The sequence below is a fragment of the Methylobacterium segetis genome (assembly GCF_004348265.1).
GTDB classification, from domain to species: Bacteria; Pseudomonadota; Alphaproteobacteria; order Rhizobiales; family Beijerinckiaceae; genus Methylobacterium; species Methylobacterium segetis.
Genome location: NZ_SMNT01000063.1, coordinates 19,303 through 30,630, shown reverse-complemented (window position 1 = coordinate 30,630; position 11,328 = coordinate 19,303). Strand labels below are relative to the sequence as shown.

Below are 11,328 nucleotides of genomic sequence, written 5' to 3'. Positions count from 1 at the left end.
CGTGCTGCGGCTCGCGCACGAGCGCGGCCTCACCCTCATCATCGTCACCCACGATCTCGCGGACGTCGCGGCGCTCGCCGAGCGGGCGGTGCTCCTCGGCGGCCGGCCCGCGCGGGTCGTCGCCGACATCCCCCTCGGGGTCGATGCCGAGGCCGAGCTGCGCCGACGCCTCGGCCCCTCCCCCGACCAGACGGGCCGCGCCGCGGCCTGAACCGAGACCCTGAGCGTATGACCGCCCCCGACGATCTCTCCGCCCTGTGGACGCACGAATGGGCGCGCGCCGACTGGACGCGCCGCGCCACCCTCGACGCCCTGGCCCGCGGCGGCCTCGCCGCGCTCCTCGGCGGCGGGGGCCTCGCCCTCTCGGGCGGGCGGGTGCACGCGGCCGACGACGGCACCGTGCGCATCGGCTACCTGCCGATCACCGATGCGACCGCGCTTCTGGTGGCCCACGCCAAGGGCTTCTTCGAGGAGGCCGGGCTCAAGGTCGCCGAGCCGACGCCCGTGCGCTCGTGGTCGGCGCTGGTCGAGGGATTCGCGGCGGGCAAGTTCAACCTCGTCCACCTGCTGAAGCCCATCCCGGTCTGGATGCGCTACAACAACAAGTTCCCGGTGAAGATCCTGGCCTGGGCCCACACCAACGGCTCCGGCATCGTCGTCGGGGGCAAGAGCGGCATCACCGACTTCCGGGGGCTCGGGGGCAAGCGCGTCGCGGTGCCCTACTGGTACTCGATGCACAACGTCGTGCTGCAATACGCGCTTCGGGAATCCGGTGTTGTCCCCGTGATCCGGGGCGAGGCGGGCGCGGGCGAGTGCGCCCTGCAGATCCTGCCCCCGCCCGAGATGCCGGCGGCGTTGGCGGCCGGCAAGATCGACGGCTACATCGTCGCCGAACCCTTCAATGCTCTCGGCGAGATCAAGGCCGGGGCGCGGATGCTGCGCTTCACCGGCGACATCTGGAAGAACCATCCCTGCTGTGTCGTCGTCGCCCACGAGCGGCAGGTCACCGCCAATCCGGAATGGACGGGCAAGGCGGTCGACGCGATCGTGCGGGCGCAGGCCCATTGCATGAAGAACCGCGAGGAGGTCGCCCGCCTGATCTCGAAGGACGGGCGCGGCTACCTGCCGATGCCGGCCGAGGTGGTGGTGAAGGCCATGACCGATTACGGGCCGGCCTACGAGGCGAGCGGGGCGATCCGTCACCCCGACTGGTCGGCCTCCCGCATCGACTTCCAGCCCTGGCCCTATCCGTCCGCCACGAAGCTCATCGTCGAGGCGATGGGACGGACATTGGTCGAGGGCGACGCGACCTTCCTCCAGGGCCTCGACCCGGATTTCGTCGCCCGCGACCTCGTGGACGACCGCTTCGTGGCAGCCTCGCTCAAGCGCTATCCCGAATGGCCGGGCGCGGGAGATGCCGCCTCGCTCACCCGCCAGGAGACTTTGAGCCTGTGAGCGGGAGCGCGGTCGAGGCGGCGCTCGCCGTCGAGAGGGACGTCGCCCCGGGGCGCGGCCTCGTCCCGGTGCTGAGCCGGCTGGCGCCGCTCGCCGGGCTCGCCGGCCTCCTCGCCCTCTGGTACGCGGCCGGGCTCGTCCTTGAGAGCGTGCCGGCCTACGCCGCCTTCGCTGGCTTCGCGCCGAGCCCTGCGCTCGCCGCCTTCCGGGACCTGATCGCGTCCGGCGAGGCGTGGCGGGCCGCGGGCCCCAGCCTCGCGCGGGTCGGAGAGGGGCTCGCCTTCGCCTTTCTCCTCGGTGCGCCGGTGGGGCTCCTCGTCGGCTCCTCGCCGCTCCTGGAGCGGGTCCTGCAGCCGCCGTTCCAGCTCCTGCGCATGATCTCCCCGCTCGCCTGGATGCCGGTGGCGGTGCTCGCCTTCCCGAGCTGGAACGGGGCCATCGTCTTCCTGATCGCCGCGGCCGCGATCTGGCCGATCCTGTTCGCCACCGCCGCCGGGGTGAAGCGGGTCGATCCCGTCTGGCTGACGCTCGCGCGCAATCTCGGCGCGGGCCGGTTCGGCACCCTGCGCGCGATCGTGGTCCCCGCCGTCACGCAGGACATCCTCACGGGCTTGCGCCTCGCGCTCGGCGTCGCCTGGATCGTGCTCGTGCCGGCCGAGTATCTCGGGGTCACGAGCGGGCTCGGCTACGCCATCAACGACGCCCGCGACACCCTCTCCTACGACCGCCTCGCGGCGCTCGTGCTGCTGATCGGCCTGATCGGCTACGCCCTCGACGCCGCCCTCGGCCGCCTCGCGGCCCGGGCTCGCTGGATTCCCGCCACCTGAGGAGACCGACCATGAGTGCTCACGCTGCCAGAGAGACCGGGCGGGAGATCGTCCAGACCTTCGAGACCATCGACGCCGACGCCTTGAGGGCCCTGTCCGAGCGCGGCCGCGCCGATCCGAGCGTGGTGAAGACCGTGCGCGCCCGCACCGTCGCGGAGGGGCGCCGCTTCCGCCACCTCAACTACGTCCGCAACCTCGACGCCCATATCGTCGACGAACCACCGGCGCTGCTCGGCGACGATACCGCCCCGAACCCGACCGAGGCGCTGCTCGCCGCCCTCGGCACCTGCGTCGCGGTCGGCCTCCAGGCCAACGCGGTCGCCCGGGGCTGGACCGTGCGCGGCATCGAGATCGAGAGCGAGGGCGACATCAACATCACCTCGGTCTGGGGCACGGGCGACCTCTCGGAGAAGGCGGTCGGGCTCACCGCCGTGCGGCTGAAGGCCCATCTCGACATCGAGGGGGCGAGCCCGGACGAACTCGACGCCCTCGTCGCGCATGCCGCGCAATGGTCGCCCGTGCTCAACACCGTGAAGAACCCCGTCCCCGTCAGCCTGGCGCGGGCCTGAGGCCGGGATGGCCGCGACCGCCCTCCCGCTCCGGGATACGCCGCGCATCGTCGCGGACATCGTGCGCGAGGATCTCAGGCCCCAGGTCGGCGCCATCGACGCGGGCGCGTATCCTGAGGCCGTCCTGCGCGCCCTCGCCGCCGCCGGGGCCTGCGCCCATCACGTCGATGGCGGGCCGGAGGGGATCCTCGCCGCCGTCGACGCGATGGCCGAGGCGGGGGAGGCCTGCCTCTCCACCGCTTTCTGCCTGTGGTGCCAGGACGCGCTGGTCTGGTACCTCGCGCGATCGGACGAGCCGGGCGCGCGCCGCCATCTCGCCGCGGCGGCATCGGGCGAACACCTCGGCGGGACCGGTCTGTCGAACCCGATGAAGGCCCTGTCCGGCATCGAGCCGCTGGCGCTGCAGGGCGTGCGCGAGGGCGCGGGCTACCGGGTGCGCGGGCGCCTGCCCTGGGTCTCGAATCTCGGTCCTGGCCACCGCTTCGCCGGCATCTTCTCCCTGCCCGAGGGGCGGCGCGTCATGGGCCTGTTCGTGGCTGGGGAGGCCGGGGTGTCGATCGCGGCCAACGCCCGCTTCGTGGCGCTCGAAGGCACCGGCACCTACACGGTGATGATGCGCGACGCGTACCTCCCCGATGCGGAGGTGATCGCGCACGATGCGGGCGCCTTCGTGCCGCGTATCCGTAACGGATTCGTGCTGCTCCAGGCCGGCATGGGCCTCGGGCTCGCCCGCGGCGCCGCCGCGCTGATGCGCAGCGACGCGGCCGGGCGCGGGAAGGCGCAGTTCCTGCCTCTCGGGCCGGAGGGAATCGAGGCGCGGGCCGCAGCCCTGCGCGAACGGGTCGCGGCGGCCGCGCGGGCCCACGCGGCGACGGACCGCGCCGCCTTCCTCGAGACCTTGCGCCTGCGCCTCGACGTGTCCTTTCTGGCGCTGGAGGCGGCGCAGGCCGCCATGCTCCAGTTCGGCGCGCGCGGCTACCTGGAAGGCTCCGAGGCGTTCCGGCGCTTGCGCGAGGCGCAGTTCGTCGCGATCGTCACCCCATCCGTGAAGCACATCACGACCGAGCTCGCGCGCGGGGCCTGATGACGCGACGGCCGCAAGGGTTCAACCGCATGAGCGCGTCCGATCCAGCTCCCGAGGTCGAGTATTATTTCAGCTTCCTCTCGCTCTGGTCCTATGTCGGGAGCCTGGAATTCCGGGCGCTCGCCGAGCGGACGGGGGCGTCCATCGTCTACAAGCCGGTGGACCTCCTCGCCGTCTTCGCGGCGGGCGGCGGCAAGCCCGTCAAGGAGCGGCCCCTCCAGCGCCAAGCCTACCGACTCGTCGAGATGCAGCGCTGGCGGCGCATCCGGAACATCCCCCTCGTGCTGCACCCGCGCCACTATCCTGCCGATCCGGCGCTCGCCCACCGCGTGCTGCTCGCCGCGATCGAGGAGGGGAGCGCGGTCGCCGATTTCGTCCATGCCGGCCTGAAGGCGGTCTGGGCGGACGAACTCGACATCTCCGACGCGGCCACGATCGCGCACCTCGCCGACGCTGCCAGGCTCGACGGGGACCGGCTTCTCGCCCGCGCCGGGGAGCCGGGGCTCCGGACCCGCGAGGCCGCGCTGACCCGCGAGGCGATCGCCCGGCAGGTCTTCGGAGCCCCGTTCTACGTTTTCCGGGGCGAGCCGTTCTGGGGTCAGGACCGGCTCGCGCTGCTGGAGGACGCGATCACCGGGTCCGGCGAGCCTATTCCCTTGCCGGATCTTGCCGATTCCGGCTGATCGGCAGTCTCGCCGAGCAGCGCGTTGAGGATGATCGCCGCGATCGCGGTGATGAGGATCGGGTCCTTCACGATCGGCTGCAGGGCATCCGGCACAGCCCGGAAGAAGGCCGGCTGCACGATCGGGATCAGGCCGATCCCGAGGGAGACCGCGATGACGAGGGCGTCGCGGCTGCCGGGGCGGGCGTAATCGACCTGCGCCAGGATGCGGATCCCGGTCGCCGCCACCATCCCGAACATGACGAGGGCCGCGCCCCCGAGCACCGGCTGCGGGATCGAGGCCGCCACATAGGCGATCTTCGGGAGGAGGCCGAGGAGCAACATGATCCCTCCGGCCGCGGCGCAGACCCAGCGGCTGTGCACGCCCGTGAGGCCGACGAGCCCGACATTCTGCGAGTAGGACAGATAGGGGAAGGTGTTGAACACGCCCCCGATCAGCGTGCCGAGGGCGTCGGCGCGCAGCCCCCGGCGGATGTCCTCGGTCCCGACCCGGCGGCCGGTCATCACCCCGAGCGCCAAGAACATGCCGGTGGCCTCGATGAACACGATCGTCATCACGAGGCACATGATCAGGCAGGGGACGAGGTGGAAGGTCGGCAGCCCGAATTGCAGCGGCGGCACGATCCGCAGCCAGGGCTCGTCGCCGAGGCCGGAGAAGTCCGTCCAGCCGAGCGCCAGGGTGAGGCCGTAGCCGAGGCCGATCCCGAGGAGCACCGCGATGCGGGCGACGAAGCCCGGGCCGAAGCGGGCGAGCAGCAGGATCGCGGCGAGCACCGCGGCCGCCAGCGCGACGGTCCCGGGCGCCCCGAATTCGGGGCTGCCCGCGCCGCCGCCCGCCCAGCCGACCGCGACGCGGGTGAGCGCGATCCCGATCATCGTCAGGATCGTGCCCGTCACCACGGGCGGGAAGAACCGCATGACGCGGCCGACGAGGGGCACGACGAGGAGACCGTAGACGCCGCCAACGATCACCGCGCCGTAGATCCCGGTCAGACCGACGCCCGGCATCGCCGCCATGGCGAGCATCGGCTGGATCGCCACCGCGGTGACGCCCATGATGACCGGCAGGCGGATGCCGAAGGGGCCGATTCCGACCGTCTGGATCAGGGTGGCGATGCCGCAGGCGAACAGGTCCGCGTTGATGAGGAGCGCGATCTGGTCCTTCGGCAACTTGAGCGCGGCCCCGATGATCAGGGGCACGGCGATCGCGTTGGCGTACATCACGAGCACGTGCTGAAGGCCGAGCGCCAGGAGGCGCGGAGCGGGCAGCACCGCATCGACGCTGTCCGGGCTCGCGCTGGCGCCGCGCGGGGTCTGTGTCGTCGGCATGGGTCTCAAGGCTCGCAGGGGAGAAGGATCAGCGGCCCGCCGGGACGTCCGGGCGGGGATCGGCGGTGAAGCCGTCGCGGTTCGGCATGAGGACCTTCGGCAGGCTGCCCGCGTCGAGGCTCGCCTCCTCGGGCAGGAGGCCGTTGAGGTGCAGCACGTAGGCGCTCACGGCGTAGGTCTCGTCGGGGCTGAGCGATTGCGGCGCGTCGAAGGGCATCGCGCGGCGCACGTAGTCGAACAGGGTGGTGGCGTAGGGCCAGAAGCTGCCGACGGTGCGGACGGGCTTCGCAGTGGCGAGACTGCCCCGCCCGCCCGCGAGCGCCTCGGCGGCGGCACCCTCGCCGCGGCCGCCGTGGCAGCCGGCGCAACGCTCGGAGAAGACCGCCGCCCCCTCGCGCACGCTGCCGCGGCCGGGGGGCAGGCCCTGCCCGTCGGCGCGCGCGTCGATGTCCCAGGCTGCGATGACCTCCGGCGTCGCCGGGCGGCCGAGGCCGAACGCGCCGGCGGGCTCCGCGGCGGCCGGGCCGGGCAGGGAAAGGGCGAGAATCAGGAGGGCGGGCAGGGCGCGATCAGGCCGCATGGGTCACCGCTCCGCCCGCCGCGACGCTCCAGCCGAAGACCGCGTTGTTGTGGTAGTAGGAGCGGGTTCCCCGGACGGCGACGAGCACCTCTCGGGCGGGCTGCACGTAGCCGGTCTCGTCCCGGGCGCGGCTGAGGAGCCTCGCCGGGCCCCCGTCCCAGCGCCAGGGCAGGCGGAAACGGGTGAGGCAGCGCGCCAGCACCGGCCCCTCCAGGACGGCGGCCCGCCAGGAGGCGCCCCCGTCCGTCGAGACGTCGACGCCCGCGATCCGCCCGCGGCCCGTCCAGGCGAGGCCGCGGATCTCGTGAAGGCCGGGCTCGCGGAGGCGCTGCCCGCCGGAAGGCGCGGTGATGACGGATTTCGCCTCCATCACGAAGGTGAACTGGCGCGCGCTGCCGTCCGGCATCAGGTCGGTGTATTTCGAGGTCTCCTCGCGGGTCTGGAACGGCCGGTCGCCCACCTTCAGGCGGCGCAGCCACTTGATGCTCAAGTTCCCCTCGAGACCCGGCAGGAACAGCCGCAGCGGGTAGCCCTGCTCCGGCCGCAGGCGCTCGCCGTTCTGGGCATAGGCGAGGATCGCGCCGTCGAGCGCCGCGTCGAGGGGAATGCTGCGGCTCATCGCGCAGGCATCCGCGCCCTCGGCCAGGATCCAGGAAGCATGCGGCTTCACGCCGACCTCGGCCAGCAGGGTCGCGAGCTCCACGCCCGTCCACTCGGCGCAGGAGAGGAGGCCGTGGCTGTCCTGGACGGTCCAGTCGGGCTTCGCGCCGAGCCAGGGGGTGTTGCCGGAACATTCGAGGAAGTGCAGGCGCGTCACGGCGGGCAAGCGCAGCAGGTCGTCCATCGTGAGGACGAGCGGCCTCTCCACGAGGCCGTGCACGACGAGGCGGTGGCGGTCCGGGTCGATCGCCGGGATGCCGGCATGGTGACGCTCGTAGTGCAGCCCGTTCGGCGTGATCACTCCGTGCAGGCCCTGCAGCGGCGTCACCGTGGCAACGGCGCCCGGGAAGGCCGGCGGCGTGCGGGCGTAGCGCGCGAGCGCCTCGCCCGGAGCAGGCCGCCCGTAGGCCGCGGCCGTGGCGCCCTGCCTGCGGGTCCAGTCCGGCACGTCGAGGGGCTCGTCGCCCCGGGCGATCGCTCCGGTGGCACCCGCTCCGGCAAGGGTGCCACCGGCGAGCCGCAGGAAGGCGCGGCGGTTCTCGGTTCGCATCGGGCCGCCCTCCTAGCGCGCGCCGGCTTCGGCCTGCGGCGTCTCGAAGAAGCGCGTGTCGAACAGCCCCTCGGTGGAGGGTGCCGTCTCGGTGAGGCCGAGCGTCGCCTGGAAGGCCAGCATGGCGCGCGTCGCGTCCGCGATCGTGCGGGGATCGGCGACGTATTGCGTGGCGGGCGAGGCGAGCGCGGAGCGCAGGGTCGCGGCGCCGACGATGCCCTTGCCGAGCGCGCTCTCGACCGCCGGCAGGGCGCGCTCCGGCTCGCGCTTGATGAGGTCCACGGCCCGCGCGATCGCGGTGACGAGGCCGCGCACGGCAGCCGGGTTCTGCGCCAGGAAAGCGCCCCGCACCGCGACGACGGTGCCGGGCTGGCCCGGGAACAGGTCGTTGCCGCCGGCGATCAGGCGGATCTCGGGGTTGCGCTCGCGGATGATCGTCAGGCCCGGCTCGCGCACCGTCGCGGCGTCGACGCCCCCGGCCAGGATCGCCTGCTGCGCCGCCTCGATCCCGAGGGTGACGATCTGGACGTCGGCCGGGTCGACTTTCCCGACCTCGCGCAGCCAGTAGCTGAGATTCGTGTGCGGGATCGAGCCGAGGGGTTGGGTCGCGATCTTCGCCGGGCGGCCCGCGGATTCGCGGAAGCGCCGGAACGCCGCGGCGGGTGCCCTACCGTCCGCCAGGAGCTTCGCGAGGGCCGGTCCGGCCACGAGCACGTTCTCGCCGACGGCCGTTGCCGCGACGACCCTCAGGTCGACGCCGCGACCGCGGCCGATCGCGACGGGCGTGATCCCGGCGACGTAGACGTCCACGGTGCCGCTCGCGGCGGCCTGGACCGCGTTCGGCCCCGAATCGAACAGAGCGATGCTCGGCTGGAGGCCGCCGGCTGCGAGCCAGCCCTCCCGCTCGGCCACGAACAGCGGCGCGGCGCCGAGGACGGGGATCGCCCCGATCCGCACCCGCACTCCCTCGGCCCGCGCGGCGGACAGCCCGAAGATGCCCAGGAGAAGAATTGCCCACCGAATCGATCGCGAAGACATGCTTGTTCTTTATTTTGGAGTGGTGACATAAGATCTTTTCAGATCTACTTGCATTATGTACAACTCATTCCGGCGCGCAAGACATTCGGCGCTCAAGACGCTATAGCGAGTCCGCAAGACTGCCGGACAACGCTGCCTGACCGGGAGGGGCCGTGACGCAGGACGAGACCGAACGCCGGAAGCGGCTGGGCCCGCACGTCGCACCCGCCGGGCTCTACGCGGCGATCAAGGCGCGGCCCTTCCTCGGCACGGTCCGCTGCAACCTCGACACGGTGATCGCCGGAAGCTGGCACGAGGTGGTGCTGACCTACGAGGTCGGCGGCTGCGGGATCGCGGACGGGGCCACCTTCAAGGCGACGTTCAAGTTCTACTCGGACTGGGCCCTGTTCCAGACGGTCGACCCGCAGGGCGCGAACTACGTCAGCGCGGAGTACGAGGCTGGCCCGCTCCTCCCCGGCCAGTCGCCCGCGACGGTCCAGTCGCTCAGCGTGCGATTCGATCAGAAGGGGCACGAGCGACCGTTCCAGAAGGCCGTCATCGTCGACATCGTCGACGGCTACCTCAATGCCGGCGACCGCATCGTCATCCGCCTCGGCGACCGGCGGGCCGGAGGACCCGGCACCCGCGTCCAGACCTTCGTGGAGGACGGCTTCCGCTTCCGCTGCTATGTCGATCCGCTGGGGACCTCGCGCTACGTGGCGGTGCCGGACGATCCGGTGCTGCGCATCGTCGCCGGGCCGCCCGAGCGCGTGCAGATCGCCGCCCCGCGCTTCGTCGCGGCCGGCGCGGCCGGCGCGGCCTCGGCGCCCGCGACGATCGCCCTCCTCGACCGCTGGGGCAACGTGGCGCGCGACCAGGGCGGCAGCCTGGAGATCTCGGCCGAGATCGAGGGGCGGCCGGTCTACGGGCGCAGCCACGCCCTGCCGGCGGAGGGCTGGGCGCGCCTGCGGGTCGAGGATCTGCCGCCCGTCTCGGGCGAGATGCGTCTCGTCGTGGCGCGGCCGGGCGCCCGCGACGTGGCACAGGCCGAGGCCTTCGTCACGGGGCTCGCCGACGCACCGGTCCCCCGCGCGCTCTACGGCGACCTCCACGTCCACGCCCACGACACGGTCGGCACCAACAGCCCGGCCTACAACGCCGCCTATGCCCGCGACGTCGCCGGAATCGACGTCTACGGCTACACGGCGAACGATTTCCAGATCACCGATGCCGCTTGGCAGCAGGGCGTCGGGGTGGTGAAGGATTTCGACGCGCCCGGACGCTTCGTGGCCTACGCGGTGCAGGAATGGTGCGGCAGCTCGACCGCGGGCGGCGACCATCAGGTGCTGTTCCTCGGCGACGGGCCGCCGGGCTTCCCCTTCAACGCGAAGGGCGAGCACAACCGGACCTTCCTCTGGAACGAGAGCATGCAGGGGACGGGGGTCGAGGTCGGGCGCTGGCCGGTCGAGGATCTCTGGGCCGCCTACGCGGACGATCCGGAGAACCACCTCGTCATCCCGCATGTCGGCGGGCGCCGCTACATCCCGGACTGGCACCACCCGGAGCTCGAGCGCCTCGTCGAAATCGCGTCGGCCTGGGGGCATTTCGACTGGCTGTACCGGGACGTCATCGCGCGCGGCTACCGGCTCGGCGTCTGCGCCAACGGCGACGAGCATCGCGGGCGTCCCGGCGGGGGCGTGCCCGGCGTCCAGGTCTTCGGCGTGCGCGGCGGCCTGACCGGCATCCTGGCCGACGGACTCGACCGCCGCGCGGTCGGGCGCGCGCTGCGCGCCCGCCACACCTTCGCGACGACCGGTGAGCGCAGCGCCCTGCTGGTGCGGTGCGGCCAGCACCGCCAGGGCGATGCCGTCGCCCATGAGGGGCCGGCGCGCCTCGATTACCGCTTCCTCGGGGATGCGGGCTGGGAGGAGCTGGCGGCCTACGACCATACCGGCGAGATCTGGCGGCGCGACCTGCACGCGGAACTCGGGTTCTCGAAGCGCCTCGTCCGCCTGCGCTGGGGCGGCGCGCGCATCCGCGACCGCTACCGCTGGGCGAGCTGGGAGGGGCGTATCCGCATCCTCAACGGCACGATCCGCCGCGTGCAGGCGCAGGGCTTCGAGCACGCCGAGGAGACGGCATGGCGCGCGGGACCCACCGACATCGCGTTCCGCTCCGACACCTACGGGGACAGCGACGCGATCGAGATCGACATCGGCGATCTCTCCGAGTGCCGCGTCCTCGTGGAGGGCACGATCGGCGGCTTCGTGAAGGTCGGCGACCCGCGCCGCCCCGCCCCCTTCGTCCACGCGCCGGCCTTTCGCTGGGAGTGCACGGGGCGGGAGCTTCTGGAGCGGGGCAGCCTGCGGACGGAGCTCGGCGGCACCGGGCTGTTCCTGGCGCTCGAACGCCTCACCGACCAGCCGCTGCCCCGCGACGCGGCGGGCTCGCTCGTGATCGAGCCCCGCAACGCGGATTTCGGCTTCCGACCGGTCTACTTCTCAGGCCGGCAGAGGGATGGCAGCCGGGTCTGGTCGTCCGCGCAGTTCATCGCTTTCCGGGCGTGAGGCCGGCC

10 protein-coding genes and 1 pseudogene are annotated in these 11,328 nt (G+C 72.7%); 7 read left to right on the top strand and 4 right to left on the bottom strand.

Annotated features, from left to right (window positions below; genetic code table 11):
* From E1J50_RS16675 to E1J50_RS16650, 6 genes and pseudogenes are all read left to right on the top strand, one after another.
* Positions 1-211 (top strand): annotated as a pseudogene (locus E1J50_RS16675) (ABC transporter ATP-binding protein); the annotation flags it as partial.
* 17 nt (positions 212-228) lie between these two features.
* Entirely contained in the window at positions 229-1,455 is a 1,227-nt protein-coding gene (locus E1J50_RS16670) for an ABC transporter substrate-binding protein (protein ID WP_132254967.1), read from the top strand.
* Complete coding sequence (locus tag E1J50_RS16665; RefSeq protein ID WP_132254966.1) at positions 1,452-2,282, top strand: ABC transporter permease; 831 nt, start codon at positions 1,452-1,454, stop codon at positions 2,280-2,282. The genes E1J50_RS16670 and E1J50_RS16665 overlap by 4 nt, the downstream gene beginning before the upstream one ends.
* A gap of 11 nt (positions 2,283-2,293) precedes the next feature.
* On the top strand, positions 2,294-2,851 hold the full coding sequence (locus tag E1J50_RS16660; protein WP_132254965.1) for an OsmC family protein: 558 nt from the start codon (positions 2,294-2,296) through the stop codon (positions 2,849-2,851).
* A gap of 7 nt (positions 2,852-2,858) precedes the next feature.
* Positions 2,859-3,935, top strand: coding sequence for an acyl-CoA dehydrogenase family protein (locus E1J50_RS16655; protein WP_132254964.1), 1,077 nt, complete (start codon positions 2,859-2,861; stop codon positions 3,933-3,935).
* Positions 3,936-3,964: 29 nt separating this feature from the next.
* On the top strand, positions 3,965-4,618 hold the full coding sequence (locus E1J50_RS16650) for a 2-hydroxychromene-2-carboxylate isomerase (protein ID WP_132254963.1): 654 nt from the start codon (positions 3,965-3,967) through the stop codon (positions 4,616-4,618).
* Here the strand turns inward: E1J50_RS16650 and E1J50_RS16645 are convergent.
* Genes E1J50_RS16645 through E1J50_RS16630 form a run of 4 tightly spaced genes read right to left on the bottom strand, consistent with a single transcriptional unit; the run spans position 4,534 to position 8,774 of the window.
* Complete coding sequence (locus tag E1J50_RS16645; RefSeq protein WP_132254962.1) at positions 4,534-5,946, bottom strand: nucleobase:cation symporter-2 family protein; 1,413 nt, start codon at positions 5,944-5,946, stop codon at positions 4,534-4,536. The genes E1J50_RS16650 and E1J50_RS16645 overlap by 85 nt on opposite strands.
* 28 nt (positions 5,947-5,974) lie before the next feature.
* Positions 5,975-6,526, bottom strand: a complete 552-nt coding sequence (locus tag E1J50_RS16640) for a c-type cytochrome (RefSeq protein WP_132254961.1) — start codon at positions 6,524-6,526, stop codon at positions 5,975-5,977.
* Positions 6,516-7,736 (bottom strand): sulfite dehydrogenase, encoded by a 1,221-nt coding sequence (soxC, locus tag E1J50_RS16635; RefSeq protein ID WP_132254960.1) that lies wholly within the window; start codon positions 7,734-7,736, stop codon positions 6,516-6,518. Before soxC ends, E1J50_RS16640 begins: the two co-directional genes overlap by 11 nt.
* Before the next feature lie 12 nt (positions 7,737-7,748).
* Complete coding sequence (locus E1J50_RS16630) at positions 7,749-8,774, bottom strand: ABC transporter substrate-binding protein (RefSeq protein ID WP_132254959.1); 1,026 nt, start codon at positions 8,772-8,774, stop codon at positions 7,749-7,751.
* 152 nt (positions 8,775-8,926) lie between these two features.
* Here E1J50_RS16630 and E1J50_RS16625 point away from each other — a divergent pair, with 152 nt between their 5' ends.
* On the top strand, positions 8,927-11,320 hold the full coding sequence (locus E1J50_RS16625; RefSeq protein ID WP_132254958.1) for a hypothetical protein: 2,394 nt from the start codon (positions 8,927-8,929) through the stop codon (positions 11,318-11,320).
* Positions 11,321-11,328 lie beyond the last annotated feature (8 nt).

Excerpts from the sequence above, each read along its gene's own strand:
- E1J50_RS16645 (WP_132254962.1), bottom strand. The coding sequence starts at position 5,946 with ATGCCGACGACACAGACCCCGCGCGGCGCCAGCGCGAGCCCGGACAGC.
- E1J50_RS16640 (WP_132254961.1), bottom strand. The coding sequence starts at position 6,526 with ATGCGGCCTGATCGCGCCCTGCCCGCCCTCCTGATTCTCGCCCTTTCC.
- E1J50_RS16655 (WP_132254964.1), top strand. The coding sequence starts at position 2,859 with ATGGCCGCGACCGCCCTCCCGCTCCGGGATACGCCGCGCATCGTCGCG.
- E1J50_RS16630 (WP_132254959.1), bottom strand. The coding sequence starts at position 8,774 with ATGTCTTCGCGATCGATTCGGTGGGCAATTCTTCTCCTGGGCATCTTC.
- E1J50_RS16670 (WP_132254967.1), top strand. The coding sequence starts at position 229 with ATGACCGCCCCCGACGATCTCTCCGCCCTGTGGACGCACGAATGGGCG.
- E1J50_RS16650 (WP_132254963.1), top strand. The coding sequence starts at position 3,965 with ATGAGCGCGTCCGATCCAGCTCCCGAGGTCGAGTATTATTTCAGCTTC.
- E1J50_RS16660 (WP_132254965.1), top strand. The coding sequence starts at position 2,294 with ATGAGTGCTCACGCTGCCAGAGAGACCGGGCGGGAGATCGTCCAGACC.
- soxC (WP_132254960.1), bottom strand. The coding sequence starts at position 7,736 with ATGCGAACCGAGAACCGCCGCGCCTTCCTGCGGCTCGCCGGTGGCACC.